2 protein-coding genes are annotated in these 19,271 nt (G+C 72.6%); both read left to right on the top strand.

Annotation, left to right across the window (positions count from 1 at the left end; translation table 11 throughout):
• The first annotated feature begins 278 nt into the window (after nucleotides 1–278).
• Nucleotides 279–1,682, top strand: coding sequence for a serine hydrolase domain-containing protein (locus ACFSVL_RS38355; protein ID WP_378311698.1), 1,404 nt, complete (start codon nucleotides 279–281; stop codon nucleotides 1,680–1,682).
• 72 nt (nucleotides 1,683–1,754) lie between these two features.
• A complete protein-coding gene (locus ACFSVL_RS38350; protein WP_378311697.1) occupies nucleotides 1,755–19,271 on the top strand; it encodes a non-ribosomal peptide synthetase in 17,517 nt (5,838 codons plus the stop codon).

Genomic DNA, 19,271 nt, shown 5'->3' with positions numbered 1-19,271 from the left:
GGCTGTTGGCGCCACTTCTCCGGTCGGGCGCGCGGATCGGCTCGCCGGGAAAGGGGCGGTTTACGCTGGTCGGCGCAGCGGGAATCGGTGCGGTGCGCGGGCGGGGCGTCCGCCGAATGCGCAAGATCCGGTTCGCTTATCCGCGCGCCGCCCCGAGGTGTGAGCCCGTTGTTCATATTTTAGAATGGTCTCGGCAATGTGTGACGCTGGGTGCGATCGGGTATATGCCGGAGTCCTTCGTTTGGCGGTTGCTGGAGCGCAACCGATCTAGGCAGGGTATGGATTCCAGCGCGGGCCTGGGCTCGATGGCGTCCGCGCTCTGCTGGGGCTACTGCCGCGCGGGCGGGGGCAATTCCCCGCGCGGTTCCTACGAGTATTCGAAAGGCCTGGTCATGCACTCCCGGAAAGAAAGACCAGAAACCCCGAGACGGCGCCCGGTCCCTGGCGCCGCGGGCGCGGACCGGCTCGCCGAGGTGCTTTCGCGGCTGGCGGTCCGGCATCGGGTGCCGGGGGCGCAGGTCGCGGTCTGGTCCGGCGGCGAGACCGTAATGGTCCAGACCGGTTCGGCGGGCGGCGGCCGGGCGATGCGGGAGGACACGCGGGTGCCGGTCGGCTCGGTCACCAAGGCGGCGACCGCGACGCTGGCGATGATGCTCGTCGCCGACGGCGACCTCGACCTGGACCAGCCGGCCGGCGAGATCCTGGGCGACGCCCGGATTCCCGGCGCGCTGACCCTGCGGCGGCTGCTGAGCCACACCAGCGGGCTGCCGTCGGACCCGGCCGACACGGCGGGGTCCTGCCGGAAAGAGGTGCGGTCCGCGGAGTCCGTCTGCGAGCCGGGGACCGCGTTCTCCTATTCCAACCTCGGGTACGCGCTGGCCGGCTCGCTGATCGAAGAGGTCACCGGGATGGGCTGGCGCGAGGCGGTCGAGTCGATCCTGTTGCGGCCCTTGGAGATCGAGCCGGTCTACGTCGACAGTCCGGGCATCGCGACCGGGCACGCCCGCGACGGCGAGCGTCCGCTCGAGCAACTGCTGCCGCCGATGCTGGACCCGGCGGGCGCGCTCGCGCTGAGCGCCCGCGACCTCGTCGCGCTGGGGCGAGTCCACCTCGGCAAGCCGGGGCTGCTCGACGTCGTGACCGCGAGCGATCTGCACCGGCCGGTGCCGGGCGCGGAACCGTTCGGCCTCGCCGACGGCTGGGGGCTGGGGCTGGCCTGTTTCGGCGACGAGGACTCCCGCTGGCTCGGGCACGACGGCACCGCCGACGGCACGTCGTGCCACCTGCGGATCGACCAGTCCGGGGCGTGCGTGCTCGCGCTGACCGCCAACGGGGCCGGGGGCGCCGACCTCTGGCTCGATCTGGTCGAAGCGCTGCCCGAATTCGACCTCCCGCGCCGCCGCCTGCTCGCCGCGGATTCCGTCGCGGTTCCCATGCCGGACGGTGATTTCGGCAGTTACCGCAACGGCGCCATCGGATACACGGTGCGGCCGGACGCCGCCGGCGGCGGGTGTCTCGACGTGGACGGCGAGATCTTCCCCGAACTGGTCCGGTACGCCGGCGGCGCCTTCACCGTCCGAGATCCGGCGACCGGCCGCGCCACGCCCTGCGGCCGGTTCCGCGGCGAGCCCGGCGCGGCGGCCGCGGTCGAGATCGGCGGACGGCTCGCGCGGCGGTGCTGAGCCGCCGCCCCTGACAACCCCTCGTTCCCGCCCGGCGGGATCCCTTGGTGTGCCCGGAAGGTAGCGAAAACGATGACCGCCCAAGACATTCCGGCCGGAACGGACGCCGCGCCCGGCAGCCTGCCGGAGCTGTTCGCCGCACAGGTGCGCTCGGCTCCGGACGCGCTGGCCGTGGACGGCGCGGCTCGGCTGACCTACGCCGAACTGGCCGGCGAAGCGGCCCGCCTCGCCGCGTATCTCGGGCGGCTGGGCCTGCGCGCGGAGGACCGGGCCGGGATACTGGCGGAACGGTCGGCCGGGCTGGTCGTCGCGGAGCTGGCCGTCGTCGCGGCCGGCGGCGTGTACGTGCCGCTCGACCGGCGCGCGCCGGACAGCCGGCTGCGAACGCTGCTGGTCGAGGCCGGGGTTTCGGTGCTGCTCACCGACGACCCGGCGCGCGCCACGGAGATCCACAGTGGACAGATCGTCGCGCTCGGCCAGCCGCTGCCGGAGGCGGAGTTCCCTGAAGCAGCAGCACATCCGGACAACCTGGCGTACCTGATGCACACGTCGGGCTCGACCGGAACGCCCAAGGGGGTCGCGGTCCGGCACCGGGACGTCGCGGCGCTGGCAGCGGACCGGAGGTTCGCCGGGGACGCGCATCGGCGGGTGCTGCTGCATTCCCCGGCCGCCTTCGACGCGTCCACCTACGAAATGTGGGTGCCGTTGCTCACCGGCGGCACGGTGGTGGTCGCGCCGCCCGGCGACCTCGACGTCGAGAGCCTGCGTGAGGTTCTTTCCCGCTGCGACGTGGGCGCGGTCTGGCTGACGGCGGGGCTCTTCCGGGTCGTCGCGCAGGAAGCGCCGGACTGCTTCCAAGGCGTGCGGGAGGTCTGGACCGGTGGTGACGTCGTCCCCGCCGGGGCGGTGCGGCGGGTGCTGCGCGCGTGCCCCGGCGTCACCGTGGTCGACGGGTACGGGCCGACCGAGACCACCACCTTCGCGACGGCCCACGCGGTCCAGTCGGCGGACGTCACGGCGGTGCCGATCGGCCGCCCGCTGGACGACGTGCGCGCGTATGTCCTGGACGACGCCTTGAATCCGGTCGCGTCCGGCGAGCTGTACCTGGCCGGTGCCGGGCTGGCGCGCGGCTATTGGGCGCGTCCCGGCGCGACGGCCGAGCGGTTCCTCGCCGATCCGGCCGTGCCCGGGGAGCGGATGTACCGCACCGGCGACGTCGTCCGCTGGAACGACCAGGGCGAGCTGGAATTCCTCGGCCGCGCCGACGATCAGGTCAAGATCCGCGGTTTCCGGGTGGAACTCGGCGAGATCGAGGCCGTGCTCGCCGCCGACGACACGGTGGCGGAGGCCGTGGTCGTCGCGCGGGAAGACGGGCCGGGCGTCAAGCGGCTGGTGGCCTATGTCGTGCTGGTGCCGGGAGTGTCGCGAAAGGACCTGAAGGCGGTTGCGGCGGCGGTGTTGCCGGGCTATCTGGTGCCGTCGGTGGTGGTCGTGCTGGACGAGCTTCCCTTGAGTGCCAATGGAAAGGTCGACCGGAACGCGTTGCCCGCTCCTGCGGCGGAACCGGTGGACCGCAGCGAGCCGAGAACGGACGCCGAACGCGCCGTCGCCGACATTCTGGCGGAAGTGCTGGGCCTGGACCGCATCGGGACGGACGACGATTTCTTCGCACTCGGCGGCGATTCCATCCTGGCAGTGCAGGCGCTTTCCCGGTTGCGCCGGACGTTCGGCGCGGATCTCTCGGCGCGGGCGCTGTTCGACGCGCCCAGCGTGACCGACCTTGCGCGGTTCCTCGAAAACCGGCCGAGGACCGAGCAGGCGATCCCCGTCTCGCCGACCCGGGACGTGCTGCCGCTTTCCCCGGCTCAGCGGCGATTGTGGTTCCTCGACGAGCTGACCGGCGGAAGCACCGAATACAACACCGGCGTCGGGATCCGGCTCTCCGGTCCGCTCGATCGCGCGGCCCTGCGGGCTGCGCTGGCTTCGCTCTGCGCCCGGCACGAATCGCTGCGCACGACGTTCGGAGAAGGCGGGCAGCGGATCGCGCCGACCGGGGAGATCCCGTTGCGCATCAACGAATGCGCCCCGGACGACGAGACGCTGAAGGCCGAACTGAACGAACCGTTCGACCTGCGGACCGGGCCGCTGACCCGGGCCGTGCTCTTCCCGCTCGCCCCGGACGAGCACCTGCTTCTCCTGTGCCAGCACCACATCGTCACCGACGGCCGGTCGATCGCCGTGCTTACCGACGAGCTTTTCGACCTGTACACCGGCAAGACCCTGTCCCCGCTGCCGCTCGGCTACCAGGACTACACGCAGTGGCGCCTGGCGTCCGAACGGCTGGACCAGCTCGGGTACTGGCGCGAGGCGCTCGACGGGCTCGAACCGCTCGCCCTGCCGACCGACCGTCCCCGGCCGCCGCAGCGCACCACCGAAGGCGCGGTGCACCGGCACGACCTGCCCGCCGACCTGGTGCGCCGCGTCGCGGAAGCGGGTCGCGCGCAGGGTGCCACGCTGTTCATGACCCTGACCGCCGCCGTGCAGGTCGTCCTCGCCGCCTACAGCGGACAGCGGGACGTCGCGGTCGGCACGGCGGTGTCCGGACGCGACCGGGCCGAACTGGAGCAGCTGACCGGATTCTTCGTCAACACCCTGGTCCTGCGGTCCGATGTGGACGGTGCGCAGCCGTTCGAGCGCTTCCTGGCGGAGTTCCGCGAAACCGTGCTGGCCGCGTTCGCGCACGGAGACGTCCCGTTCGACCGCGTGGTGGAGGAAGTCCAGCCCGAACGCGACCCGTCGCGGACGCCGTTGGTGCAGGCGGTGGTGGTCCTGCAGCGTCCGTTGGTGGCGGAGCGCACGGTCGCCGGGCTGGACGTGAGCGAGTACGCGCTGCCCCGGCCGTCGGCGCGGTTCGACCTCGTGGTGGAGTTCTGGCCGCGTCCCGACGGCCTGCGCGTCGCCGTCGAGTACGCCACTGCGCTTTTCGACGCCGAGACCGTCGAGGGTCTTGCGCGGAGCCTGGAAGTCCTGCTCGCCGGGATCGCCGCCGACCCGGCGCGGCCGGTGGGCGACCTCCCGCTGCGCGCCGCCGACGACCGTCCGCCCGCTCGCTCGGACACGCCCGCCGAGACGGTGCCGGAACTGTTCGACCGCTGTGCCGACCGCAACCGGGACGAGGCCGCGGTGGTGTGCGGCGACGTCCGGCTGAGCTACGGCGAGTTGCAGACCCGGGCGAACCGGCTCGCGCGACACCTCCGCCGCAGCGGCGTCCGGCCGGAAGAGCGGGTCGGCGTGCTGATGGACCGCTCGGCCGATCTCGTCGTGGCCGTGCTGGCGATCCTCAAGGCGGGCGCGGCCTACCTGCCGCTCGACCTGCGCGCCCCGGCCGACCGCCTGCGCCGGGTCCTCGACGGCGTGTCGCTGGTGCTCACCGACGATGCCTGGCACGACACCGCCCGTACTGTCCACCAGGGAATGTCGCTGGTCGTGAAGGACTCCATGAGGGAATCAGATTCCCTCATGGAGTCCTTCACGGACCCGGAGCACCTGGCGTACGTCGAGTACACGTCCGGGTCCACGGGGGTTCCGAAGGGGGTGGCGGTGCGGCACGCGGACGTTACCGCGCTCGCGACCGACCCGCGTTTCGCGCGTCATGATCGGGTGCTGCTGCATTCCCCGCTCGCCTTCGACGCCTCCACCTACGAGCTGTGGGTGCCGCTGCTCAACGGCGGCACCGTCGTGGTCGCGCCGCCCGGCGACCTGGACGCCGACCGGCTCCAGCGGTTGATCGCGGAGCACCGGATCACCGCGCTGTGGCTGACCGCCGGGCTCTTCCGGCTCTTCGCCGAGGAGACGCCGGAGTGCTTCGCCGGGCTGCGCGAGGTCTGGACCGGCGGCGACGTCGTGCCGCCTGCCGCCGTCCGCCGGGTCCTCGACCAGAGGATCACCGTCGTGGACGGGTACGGCCCGACCGAGGCCACCACCTTCGCCACGTCGTTCCGGATGACGGCCGAGGCACCCGACGTCATCCCGATCGGCACCCCGCTGCGGGACGTCCGGGTGCACGTGGTCGACGACCGGCTCCGGCTGCTGCCGCGCGGTGCGGCCGGCGAGATCTGCGTCGCCGGGGCCGGGCTCGCGCGCGGCTACTTCGGCCAGCCGGGCCTGACCGCGGACCGGTTCGTCGCCGACCCGTCCGGTGCGGGGGAGCGGATGTACCGCACCGGCGACCGGGGCCGGTGGCGCACCGACGGGACGCTCGAATTCCTCGGCCGCGTGGACGATCAGGTCAAGATCCGCGGCTTCCGGGTCGAACCGGCCGAGATCGAACGCGCGCTCGCCGCCGAACCCGAGGTGGCGCAGGCGTTCGTGACGATCCGGGCGACTGCCGGGCGCAAGCATCTGGTCGGCTACGTGGTCGCTGCCGAGGGATCCACTGTGGACACCGAGGCGCTCCGCCGCGCGGTCGGCCGCACGGTGCCGGACTACATGGTGCCGTCGGTGCTCGTCCCGCTGCCCGAACTGCCGCTCACCGCGAACGGCAAGGTCGACCGCCGTGCGCTGCCGGAACCGCAGGCAGCCGGCGAGCGGACGGTCGCGCCGCGCACCGAACGCGAGGCCGTGCTCGCCGGGATCTGGGCGGACGTGCTCGGTCTCGAACGCGTCGGCGTGGAGGACAACTTCTTCGCCCTCGGCGGCGATTCGATCCTGAGCATCCAGGTCAGCGCGCAGGCCCGGCGCGCGGGGCTCAGCGTGACCACCGCCGATCTGTTCCGCCACCAGACGATCGCCGCGCTCGCCCCGGCGGTCGGCGCGGCCGCGGCGATCCCGGTCCGCGGCCCGGAAAGCGGCGACGTCGTCCTCACTCCGATCCAGCAGTGGTTCTTCGGCCTGTCCGCGGACCGGTTCGACCAGACGATCGCGGTCCGGCTCGCCGGCGACGTGCGGCTGAGCGCCCTGGTCCCGGCGCTGGCCGCGCTGTCCGAGCGGCACGACGCGCTGCGGATGCGGTTCGTCCACGACCGCGACGCCTGGCACCAGCACAACACCGCCGTCAACGAGGGCCATTCGCTGCTGCGCTGGTCGCTGACCGGCGAGCCGCGGATTCTGCACCTGTCCGCGCACCACCTGGTGGTCGACGGCGTGTCGTGGCGGCTGCTGCTCGAAGACCTCGACCGTGCCTATCAGCAGGCTGTGCGCGGGAAGCCGATCGACCTGGGTCCGCGGACGACGTCGTTCCGCGAATGGGCCGCCTGGCTGGCCGAGCACGCGCAGGCAGGCGGCTTCGACGACGAACTCGCGCACTGGTGGGAGCTGCCCGCCCCGACGCCGCTGCCGGTGGACGGGACCGGGGACAACACCTTCGGCCGGGCCCGCGTCGTCACGGCCCGGCTCACCGCGGACGAGACGCACGCGCTGTTGCGGGAGGTGCCGCCGACGTACCGGACGCAGGTCAACGACGTGCTGCTCACCGCGCTGGGCCGGGTGCTGGGCGACTGGATCGGCGCGATACCGGTGCTCGACCTCGAAGGCCACGGCCGCGAGGAGCTGTTCGACGGCGTCGATCTGTCGCGGACGGTCGGCTGGTTCACCAGCATGTTCCCGGTGGCGCTGGACGTTCCGGACGGCTGGGGCCCGGCGCTGAAAGCGGTCAAGGAGCAGCTGCGCGCGGTCCCCCGTCGAGGGATCGGGTACGGCGCCCTGCGGTATCTGGCCGGCACGGCACCGGTGATCGAACCGCAGGTGAGCTTCAACTACCTCGGCCAGTTCGATCTGCCCGGCGACTTTTCCCTGCACCGGGAACTCTCGCTGGACGTCTCGCCCGATACTGTCCGGCCGCATCTGCTGGAGGTCGTCGGCCGGGTCGAGGGCGGCGAGCTGGAGCTGGCCTGGCATTACGCCGAGGGCGTGCACGAAGAATCCACTGTGGACCGGCTGGCCGCCGCGATGGCCGAGGCGCTGCGCGAGATCGTCCGGCATTGCGCGGAACCGGGGGCGGGCGGCCGGACGCCGTCGGACTTCCCGCTGGCCGGGCTTGATCAGTCCACAGTGGACACGCTCGTCCAAGGGCAAGCGGTAGAAGACATCTACCCGTTGACCCCGATGCAGGCCGGGATGGTGTTCCACGACCTCGCCCAGCCCGGCGACCGTGTCTACTTCGAACAGGTTTCGTTCACCGTGGACGACGTGCCCGACCCGCGGCGGCTCGGCGAGGCCTGGCAGCGGATTGTCGAGCGGACCCCGATCCTGCGCAGCCGGATCGTGTGGGACGGCGTGCCGCAGCCGCTGCAGGTCGTGCAGCGCGCGGCTGAACTGCCAGTGTCCTATCTGGACTGGTCCGATGTGGACGCGGAGAAAGCGTTGGCACAGCTGCTGGAAGAAGACCTGGCCGAAGGCTTCGACCTCGACCGGGCACCGCTGGCGCGGCTGGCGATCGCCCGGGAATCCGCCACCCGGGTGCGCGTGCTCTGGACCTTCCATCACGTGCTGCTCGACGGCTGGAGCGTTTTCGGTCTCCTGTCCGACGTCATCGCGGTGCTGCGCGGGGAGGAACCGCCCGTCCGGCCGCCGTTCAGCGACTACGCGGCCTGGCTTGCGGCGCAGGACGACGAGCGGGCCGAGGCGCACTGGCGGGCCGAACTCGCCGGGGTGACGCCGACGCCGCTGCCGGTCGAGCGGCCAGCCGTCCGCACGCACACGTCGAGTTCGACCGGCCGGATCCCGGTGGAGCTGGACGACGAGACGTCGGCCGCGGTATACGCCTTCGCGCGGCGGCACCGGCTGACGGTCAACACCGTCGTCCAGGGTGCCTGGGCCGCGCTGTTGTCGCGCTACAGCGGCGAAACCGAGGTGTGCTTCGGCGCGACGGTGTCCGGCCGTCCGGCGGAACTGCCCGGCGCGGACGACATTCCCGGCATCTTCATCAACACCCTGCCGGTGCGCGTGCGGCTCGACGGTACGCAAGGGGTCGCGGACTGGCTGCGCGATCTCCAAGCGGCGCAAGCGGAATCGCGCCGGTTCGGGCACGTCGGCCTCCCCACCCTGCAGGCCTGGAGCGGCAGCGACGGGAGCATTTTCGACAGCATCGTCGTCTTCGAGAACTACCCGATCGACGAGGTGCCCGAGCTGCGCGACGTCCGCGCGGCCGAGCGGACCAGCTACCCGCTGGGCGTCGTCGCCTACCCCGGACGCCGGCTGTCGCTGATCCTCACGCACGACCCGGCGCGGATCGGCGATCCGGCGCGGCTCGCGGCGCACCTCGAAGCGCTGGTCCGGGGCATGGTCGCGGCTCCGTATCAGCCGGTGTCCCAGGTGCCGATGCTGTCCGCCGCCGAGACCGAAGAACTGCTCGCCGAGCGCAACGAGACGGCCCGCCCGGTGCCGCCCGCCGCCGTGCCCGAGCTGTTCGAGGCACAGGCCCGCCGCACTCCGGACGCTGTCGCCCTGGTGACCGACGACGAGCAGATCACCTACCGCGAACTCGAGGCCCGCGCGAACCGGCTGGCCCACCGGCTGATCGAGGCGGGCGTGCGGGCGGAGGACCGGGTCGCCGTGCTGATGGACCGGTCGCCCGAACTCGTCGTCGCGGAACTCGCGATCGTCAAGGCCGGCGGCGCGTACCTGCCGCTGGACCTGCGCGCGCCCGCCGAGCGGATGCGGCTGCTTCTCAGCGAGGCCGACGTGACCGTGCTGGTCGCGGACGACGCGTGGCGCGAAACCGCCGGGGAAGTCCATTCCGGCACCATCGTCATCGGCGAGAGCAGCGGGCCGGACACCCCGCCAGGCATCCCCGTCGATCCCGAACAGCTCGCGTACGTCATCTACACCTCCGGGTCGACCGGCCGGCCGAAGGGCGTGGCGGCGCGGCATTGCGACGTCGTGGCGCTCACCGCCGACCAGCGGTTCGCCCGGCACGACCGGATTCTGCTGCACTCGCAACAGGCCTTCGACGCCGCCACTTACGAGCTGTGGGTGCCGCTGCTCAACGGCGGCACCGTCGTGCTGGCCCCGCCGGGGGACGTGGACGTCGAGACGCTCGGCCGCTCGCTCACCACGTACGGCGTGACCGGCGCGTTTCTCACCACCGGGCTGTTCCGGCTGGTCGCGCAGGAATCGCCGGAGGTCTTCGCGGGCGTGCGGGAGGTCTGGACCGGCGGCGACGCCGTCCCCGCCGCGGCGCTGCGCCGGGTGCAGGCGGCCTGCCCGGACACCCTGGTCGCCGACGTCTACGGCCCCACTGAGACCACCACCTTCGCGACCGTGCACCCGCTGCCCGGCGAGGTCCCGGACGTCGTCCCGATCGGCGGGCCGCTCGACCACACCCGCGTTTACGTTCTCGACGCGGACCTCCGGCTCGCCCCGCCCGGCGCGCCCGGCGAACTGCATATCGCCGGTGCCGGCCTGGCGCGCGGCTACCTCGGCCGGTCCGGGCTGACCGCCGAGCGGTTCGTCGCGGACCCGTTCGGCCCGCCGGGGGAGCGGATGTACCGCACCGGCGACCTGGTGCGCTGGAACTCCGCCGGCGCCCTCGAATTCGTCGGCCGGGCCGACGAGCAGGTCAAGATCCGCGGCTTCCGGGTCGAGCCGAGCGAGATCGAAGCCGCGCTCGGCGAGCATCCCGGGGTCGAGCAGGCGGCCGTGCTGGCGCGTTCGGACGGCGGGGTGAAGCGGCTGGTCGCGTATGTCGTCGGCGAGACCCGCGACCTGGCGGAGTTCCTCGGCCGGACGCTGCCGGACTACATGGTGCCCGCCGCGTTCGTCCGGCTGGAGAAGTTCCCGGTGAATGTCAACGGGAAACTCGACCGCCAAGCGCTGCCGACGCCCGAATTCGGGGCGCGGGACCACGTTCCGCCGCGCACCGAGCGCGAGCACACGATCGCCGGGATCTGGGCCGACGTCCTCGGCGTCGCCCGGGTCGGCGCGACCGACGACTTCTTCGAGCTGGGCGGCGACTCGATCCTCAGCATGCAGGTGGTTTCGCGCGCCCGCCGGGCCGGGCTGGACCTGCAGCCCGGCGACCTGTTCGCGCACCGCACCCCGGCCGCGCTCGCGACGGCGGCCCGCACCGCGACCGCGGCCGTCGAGCGCGGCCCGGTCCAGGGGCCGGTGCCGCTCACCCCGATCCAGCGCTGGTTCTTCGCGACGCAAACCGCCGAGCCGGACCACTTCCACCAGTTCGTCCGCGTGGGAACCGTCGACCCGGAGGCGGCGCAGGCGGCCGTCGAGGCGCTGCTGACGCACCACGACGCGCTGCGGATGCGCTTCGCTCGCGGAGAAACCCACTGGCTGCAAGAGAACGGTCCGGTCGGCAGCGAGACCCCGCTAGTCCGGTTCGACGGAGACCGGCTCGCCATCCACCACCTCGTGGTCGACGGCGTGTCCTGGCGGGTGCTGATCGAGGACTTCGAACGCGCCTACAACCAGGTCTTGCAAGGCAAACCGATCGACCTCGGCCCCCGCACGACGTCCTTCCAGGACTGGGCGATCCGGCTCGCCGAGCACGCTGCCGACGGCGGGTTCGACGACGAACTCGGCTACTGGCGCGGCGTGTCCGGCCGGACCGTGCTGCCGGTGGACGGCCGAGGCGAGGCGACGGTCGCCTCGATGCGCTCGGTGACCGCCCGGCTGTCCGCTGCGGAGACCGGGGCGTTGCTGCGAGACGTCCCGAAGGTCTATCGCACGCAGGTCAACGACGTGCTGCTCACCGCACTCGGCCGGGTCCTGCGGGACTGGACCGGCGGCACGCCAGTGATCGACCTCGAAGGCCACGGCCGCGAGGAGCTGTTCAGCGACGTCGACCTGTCCCGGACGGTCGGCTGGTTCACCACGGTCTTCCCGGTCGCGCTGGACGTCCCGGACGATTGGGGCGCCGCGCTCAAGTCGGTGAAGGAGCAGCTGCGCGCGGTGCCGAGGCGCGGGATCGGTTACGGCGCGCTGCGGTATCTCACCGGCACCGCGCCGGAGATCGACCCGCAGGTGAGTTTCAACTATCTCGGCCAGTTCGGCTCCGGCCGCATCGAATCCGACGAAAGCCCGCGCTCGGCTCGCGCGCATCTGCTCGACGTCGTCGGCCGTGTCGAGACCGGAGAGCTGGAATTGACCTGGTACTACGCCGAAGGCGTCCACCAAAGGTCCACTATGGACACCCTCGCCGCCGCGATGACGACCGCGCTGCGCGAGATCATCCGGCACTGCGCCGACCCTGATACGGGCGGCCGGACGCCGTCGGACTTCCCGCTGGCCGCGCTCGATCAGTCCACAGTGGACGACCTCGTCGGCACTGGCGCGACAGTCGAGGACGTCTACCCGCTGACACCGATGCAGTCCGGGATGGTGTTCCACGCGCTGTCCCAACCTGGGGAGCGGGTCTACTTCCAGCAGGTCGGGTTCGTCCTTGACGGTGTCAGCGACCTGGCCGCCCTGGAACGGGCGTGGCAGCGGGTGGTCGACCGGACGCCGGTGCTGCGGACGCGGATCGCCTGGGAGGGCGTGCCGGAGCCGGTCCAGGTCGTCCAGCGGCAGGCGCCGGTCCCGATCGCCCGGCACGACTGGCGGGACCGCACCGAGGACGAACGCGACCAGGCGTGGCAGAACCTGCTCGCCGCCGACCGGGCCCAAGGGCTCGACCTCACCGAAATGCCGTTGCTGCGGCTGGCTTTCGCCCGGCTGTCCGACACCGAAGTCCGGGTGCTGTGGACGTTCCACCACGTCCTGCTCGACGGCTGGAGCGTCTTCGGCGTGCTGTCCGACGTCTTCGCCGCCTACTCCGGCGCCGAGCTTCCCGAGCGTCCGCCGTTCCGGGACTACGTCGCCTGGCTGGACCGGCAGGACGACGCGGCGGCCGAGGCACACTGGCGGCGCGAACTCGGCAGCCTCGTCGCGCCCGCCCGGCTGCCCTACGACCGTGCCCCCGCCCAGGCGCACACCACCCGGTCTTCGCAATGGCTGCGCGTACCAGTGGAAAACTCCGGACGGCTGCGGGACTTCGCGCGCCGTGCCGGGCTCACGCTGAACACCGTCCTGCAGGGGGCGTGGGCGCTGGTGCTGTCCCGGCTCAGCGGCGAACGCGACGTCTGCTTCGGCACCACCGTCTCCGGGCGTCCGGTCGATCTGCCCGGTGCCGACGACATCACCGGCATCTTCATCAACACCCTGCCGGTGCGGGTCACCGTGACCGGGGCTCCGGTGGCGGAGTGGCTGGCCGAGCTTCAGGCCGCGCAGGTGGAATCCCGCCGGTACGGTCACCTGCCGTTGACGAAGCTGCAGGCCTGGAGCGGTTGTGGCGGAAGCCTTTTCGACAGCATCGTGGTGTTCGAGAACTACCCGATCGACAAGGCGTCGACACGCGGCTTGCGGCTGCGCGACGTCGATGCGGCCGAGACGACGAACTACCCGATCAGCGTCGTCGCGTCGCCGAGGGAGCAGCTGACCCTCGACGTCGGCTACGACCCCGACCTGTTCGACGCCGAGACCGCCGAGCGGATCACCCGGCAGCTCACCGCGGTCCTGGAGGCCTTCGGCACGCACCGGACGCTGGAGGACATCGATCTGCTCACCGAAGCGGAACGCCGTCAGGTGCTGTCCGACTGGAACGACACCGCCCGGCCGCTCCCGCAGGACGACCTGACCGAGCTGTTCGCCGCGCAGGTCCGCCGCGCGCCGGACGCGATCGCGGTGGCCGGCGACGGGATCAGCCTCACTTACGCGGAGCTGGACCAGCGGTCCGACCGGCTCGCCCGGCACCTGGTCTCGCTCGGGGCCCGGCCGGAAACGCTCGTCGGCGTGCTGATGGACCGCTCGCCCGGGCTGATCGTCGCGGAACTCGCGATCGTCAAGGCCGGTGCGGCCTACCTGCCGCTGGACACCCGCGCGCCCGCGCCCCGGCTCAAGACCCTGTTGTCCGGGGCGAAGATCCTGGTCACCGACGACACTTGGCGCGACACCGCCGAAGAAGTCCACAGTGGACCCATCGTCGTCCCCGGCGACCAGACCGCGGACGTCCAGCTCCCGAAGGCGGACCCGGGCAACCTCGCGTACGTCATGTACACCTCGGGCTCCACCGGCAAGCCGAAGGGCGTCGCCCCCAGCCGCCGCGACATCGTGGCCCTCGCGGCCGACCGGCGTTTCGCCCAGCACCACCGCGTGCTGCTGCACGCGTCGCAGGCCTTCGACGCCTCAACCTACGAGCTGTGGGTGCCGCTGCTCAACGGCGGCACGGTCGTCGTCGCCCCGCCCGGCGACCTCGATCTGGACACCATGGGCCGCCTGCTCGCCGAATACCGCGTCGGCTGCGCGTTCCTCACCACCGGTCTGTTCCGGCTCGCCGCGCGGGAAGCGCCGGAGATCTTCCGGGGGCTGCGGGAGGTCTGGACCGGCGGCGACGCCGTCCCGTCGGCGGCGGTGCGGCGGGTGCGGGAGGCCTGCCCGGACACGACCGTCGTGGACGTGTACGGCCCGACCGAGACCACGACGTTCGCGCTCGCGCATCCGGTGCTCGGCCCGGTGCCGGACGTCGTGCCGATCGGGAAGCCGCTGGACAACACCCGCGCGTACGTCCTCGGCCCGGACCTGCGGCCGGTCCCGCCGGGCGCGCTGGGCGAACTGCATCTCGCCGGCGCGGGCCTGGCGCGCGGCTACTACGGCGCGCCAGGGCTGACCGCCGAGCGGTTCCTGCCCGATCCGTTCGGGCCGCCGGGGGAGCGGATGTACCGCACCGGCGACCTGGTGCGCTGGACCGCGAACGGTGAGCTGGACTTCGCCGGGCGCGTGGACGAGCAGGTCAAGATCCGCGGGTTCCGGATCGAGCCCGGCGAGGTCGAGGCCGCGCTGGCCGCGCACCCCGGGATCGCCCAGGCCGCCGTGCTGGCGCGCGAGGACCACGGTGTCAAGCGGCTCGTCGCCTACTACACCGGGGACGCGGACGAGCTGCCCGCGTTCCTCTCCCGGACCTTGCCGGACTACATGGTCCCGGCCGCGTTCGTCCGGCTCGACCGGTTGCCGTTGAATGTCAACGGAAAACTCGACCGCAAGGCTCTGCCCGCGCCGGACTTCGGCGCGACCGGCACCCGCACCGCCCCGGCGACCGAGGCTGAACGGACCCTGGCCGCGATCTGGTCGGAGGTGCTCGGCGTCGAGGACGTCGGCGCCGAGACGAACTTCTTCGAACTCGGCGGGGACTCGATCCTCAGCATCCAGGTCGTCTCCCGCGCCCGTCGCGCCGGGCTGATCCTCTTGCCGCACGAGGTGTTCCGGCATCCGACGCTGGCCGCGCTCGCCGCACACGCCGGCGGCGACCACGGGCCGAGAGCCGAACAGGGCCCGGTCGTCGGTGAAGCGCCGCTGACGCCGATCCAGCGCTGGTACTTCGAGACCCAGCCCGAGCGGTTCGACCAGCGGGTGGTGCTGGAGTTCGCCGAGGACATCGACGAGCCCGCGTTGCGCCGCGCCCTCGCCGAGGTCTGGGCGCACCACGACGCCCTGCGCCTGCGGTTCAACGGGACACAGCACTGCGATCCGCCCGGTCCGGTGGAACTGCTCGTCGGCGAGCCCGCCTTCGACGTCAAACGCGGTCCGCTGCTGAACGCGGTCCTCGACGGGCGACGGCTGCTGCTGGCCGCGCACCACCTGGTCATCGACGGCGTCTCGTGGCGGATCCTCCTGGAGGACCTGGAAACCGCCTACCGCGGCGAAGCCCTCGAACCGAAGACGACGTCGTTCCTCGCCTGGTCCCGGCGGCTCGCCGACCACGCCGAGGCGGGCGGTTTCGACGACGAACTCGCCCACTGGCAGTCCCTCCCGCCGGTGCCCCCGCGCGACCCGGGCGTCCTCGCCGACACTCGCGAGGTCACCGTCCGGCTGACCGCCGAGGAGACCCGCGCGCTGCTGCAGGACGTCCCCGAGGTGTATCGCACGCAGGTCAACGACGTGCTGCTGACCGCGCTGGGCCGCGTGCTGCGGGACTGGACCGGCGAAACGCCGGTGATCGACCTCGAAGGCCACGGCCGCGAAGACCTGTTCGACGGCGTCGACCTGTCCCGGACAGTCGGCTGGTTCACCAGCATGTTCCCGGTGGCGCTGGACGTCCCGGACGAGTGGGGGCCCGCGCTGAAAGCGGTCAAGGAACAGCTGCGCGCGATTCCGCGGCGAGGCATCGGTTACGGCGCCCTGCGCTACCTGACCGGCACGGCACCGGCGATCGAACCGCAGGTGAGTTTCAACTATCTCGGGCAGTTCAGCGCCGCGGAAGGCGGGCTGTTCCGCGCTGGCAGCTTGGACGCCGATGTCGACCCGGACGCGCCCCGCACCCACGTGCTCGACGTCGTCGGCCGGGTCGAAGCAGGCGTTCTAGAGCTGACCTGGTCGCACGCCACCACCGGGGTCGAAGCCCTGGCCGAGCAGATGCTGACCGCGCTGAGGGAAATCATCGCGCACTGCGCCGAGCCGGGCGCGGGCGGCCGGACGCCGTCCGACTTCCCGCTGGCCGCGCTCGACCAGTCCACTGTGGACCGTTTAGTGGCGGGGCAGGCCGTCGAGGACATCTACCCGCTGACCCCGATGCAGGGCGGGATGGTCTTCCACGGCCTTTCCCAGACCGCCCAGGGCATGTACTTCGAGCAGGCCACTTTCGTGCTCGAAGGCGTCACCGATCCGCAGCGGCTCGGCCAGGCGTGGCAGCAGGTCGTCGACCGCACCCCGGTGCTGCGCACGTCGTTCGTCTGGACCGGCGTGGACGAGCCGGTCCAGGTCGTGCACCGCGCGGCCGAACTGCCGGTCCGGCACCTCGACTGGACCACTGTGGACGACCGCGAAGCCGAGCTGGCGCGGCTCCTGGCCGAAGACCGGGCGCAAGGGCTGGACCTCGCCGTCGCGCCGCTGGCCCGCGTCGCGCTCGCGCGGCTTTCGGCGACGGAAGTCCAGGTGCTCTGGACGTTCCACCACGTCCTGCTCGACGGCTGGAGCGTCTTCCAGGTGCTCTCGGACGTCTGCACCGCCTATGCCGGACAGCCGCTGCCGTCGCGGCCGCCGTTCCGCGACTACCTCGCCTGGCTCGGCCAGCACGACCAGGCCGCCGCCGAACAGTTCTGGCGCACGGCGCTCGCCGGGGTCGAAGGCCCGACACAGCTGCCCGGCGACCGGACCCCGCCGTCCGGCCACGCCCCGTGCTCGGCCGAGTGGCTGCCCGTCCGCCTGGACCGGGCCGCCACCGCGAGGCTGGACGCGTTCGTCAAACGCCACGGCCTCACCCACAACGTGGTGCTGCAGGGGGCCTGGGCGCTGCTGCTGTCTGTCTACAGTGGACAGAACGACGTCGTGTTCGGCGCGACCGCGTCCGGCCGCCCGGCCGAAGTGCCCGGCGTGGACGACATCCCCGGCATCTTCATCAACACCCTGCCGGTCCGGGTCTCGGTGGACCGAGGTGCTCCGGTCGCGGACTGGCTCGCCCGCCTGCAGGCGGCGCAGGCCGAAGCGCGCGGACACGGGCACGTCCCGCTCGCGCGGGTGCAGGGCTGGGCCGGTCTGCCGGGCGGGGTGCACCTGTGCGACAGCCTGGTGGTCTTCGAGAACTACCCGATCACCGGCGCGTCCGCCGGGCACGGCCTGACCGTGCGCGACCTGTCCGCCCGCGAGACGACGAACTTCCCGGTCACCGTCGTGGCCTCGCCCGGCCCGGAGCTGACCGTGGACGTCGGCTACGACCCGGCGCTCTTCGACCCCGCGACGGTGACCGGCCTGGCCGCCCGGCTGCTGGAAATCCTCCGTGGCCTGACCGCGGACGGCACCCGCACCCTCGGCGCGGTCCCGGTCGTCACCCCGGCCGAGACCCAGCTCCTCGCCGAACGGGCCGACACCGGCGGCGAACCGGAGCCGCGATCGCTGCCCGAGGTGTTCGGCGACCAGGTGCGCCTCCGGCCGAACGCGCTGGCGGCGGTCCTCGGCGGCGCGCCGGTGACCTACGCCGAGCTGAACCGGCGGGCCAACCGGCTCGCGAACCGGCTGGCCGGCCTCGGGCTGCGGCCGGAGGAGCCGGTCGGGCTCGCCGTCGGCCACGCGGACGCGGTGGTCGCCGAACTGGCCGTGGCCAAGGCGGGCGGCGCGTATCTGCCGCTCGACCCGCGCGCCCCGCTGGAGCGGCAGCGGATCCTGCTCGACGGCGTCCGGTTCGTCGTCTCGCGGGAGGAGCACCCGCTCGGCCAGACCGTCCTGCTGTCCTCTGTGGACGATGAGCCGGACACCGACCCGGAGATCGCCGTCGACCCGGATCAGGCGGCCTGCGTGATGTACACGTCCGGTTCGGCCGGGACCCCGAAGGGCGTGGTGGTGCGCCACCGCGACGTCACGGCACTGGCCGGCGACCACCGGTTCCGCGGCGGGGCGCACGAACGGGTCCTGCTGCACTCGCCGCTGGCGTTCGACGCCTCGACCTACGAGCTGTGGGTGCCGCTGCTCACCGGCGGCTGGGTCGTCACCGGCCCTGACACCGGTACTGACGCGCCGCTGCTGCGCGGCCTCGTCCGCGAGCACGGCCTGACCGCCGTGTGGGTCACCGCCGGGCTGTTCCGGGTGCTGGCCCAGGAAACGCCGGAGTGCTTCACCGGCCTGCGCGAGGTCTGGACCGGCGGCGACGTCGTCCCGGCCGAGGCGGTGCGGCGGGTGCTGGCGGCGTGTCCCGGCCTGCGGGTCGTGGACGGCTACGGCCCGACCGAGACGACCGTGTTCGCCACCGCGTACCCGATGGACGACACGGTCCCGGACCGGATCCCGATCGGCCGCCCGCTGGACGGCACGCGCGTCCGGGTGCTCGACGCGGACCTGCGCCCGGTGCCGCCGGGCGTGCCCGGCGAGCTGTGCCTGGCCGGCGCGGGCCTCGCCCGGGGCTACCGGGACCGGCCGGGGCTGACCGCGGACCGGTTCGTCGCCGACCCGGACGGCCCGCCGGGGGAGCGGATGTACCGCACCGGCGACCTCGTCCGCTGGCGGCCCGACGGGACGCTCGAATTCCTCGGCCGCCGCGACGACCAGGTCAAGCTGCGCGGGTTCCGCGTCGAACCCGGCGAGGTCGAGGCCGTGCTGGCGAAGCATCCGGACGTCGCGCAGGCCGCGGTGGTGGTCCGCGAGGACCAGCCGGGCGCGAAGCAGCTGGTCGCGTACGTCGTTTCGGCCGTGGAAGAAGACAAGCTCAGGGAGTTCCTGGCCCGGTCCCTGCCGGACTACCTGGTGCCGCCGGTGTTCGTCGCGCTGGACCGGTTCCCGGTCAGCGCCAACGGAAAACTCGACCGGCACGCGCTGCCCGCGCCGCGGGCGGCGAAAACCCGGCACGTCGAACCGGAGACGGAGACCGAACGCGCGCTCGCCGCGATCTGGGCCGAGGTCCTCGGCGCGGACCGGGTCGGCACGCAGGACAGTTTCTTCGCCCTCGGCGGCGATTCGCTGCGCAGCCTGCACATCTCCGCCCAAGCCAGCGCACTGTTCGACATCCGGCTCACCCCGGCCGACGTGCTGACCGCGCGCACGGTCGCCGCGCTGGCCCACACCGTCGAAGACCTCGTCCTCAGCGAGCTGGAAAGGCTTGCCGCGGAACTGGAATCGTGA

Origin of the sequence: Amycolatopsis silviterrae (assembly GCF_042684085.1) — a bacterium.
In the GTDB taxonomy this organism is placed as follows: domain Bacteria; phylum Actinomycetota; class Actinomycetes; order Mycobacteriales; family Pseudonocardiaceae; genus Amycolatopsis; species Amycolatopsis silviterrae.
The sequence above is the reverse complement of the archived record's forward strand: the minus strand, read 5'-3'. Positions and strand labels throughout refer to the sequence as shown.

Coding starts and splice junctions, on each gene's coding strand:
- ACFSVL_RS38355 (WP_378311698.1), top strand. CDS start 279: ATGGATTCCAGCGCGGGCCTGGGCTCGATGGCGTCCGCGCTCTGCTGG.
- ACFSVL_RS38350 (WP_378311697.1), top strand. CDS start 1,755: ATGACCGCCCAAGACATTCCGGCCGGAACGGACGCCGCGCCCGGCAGC.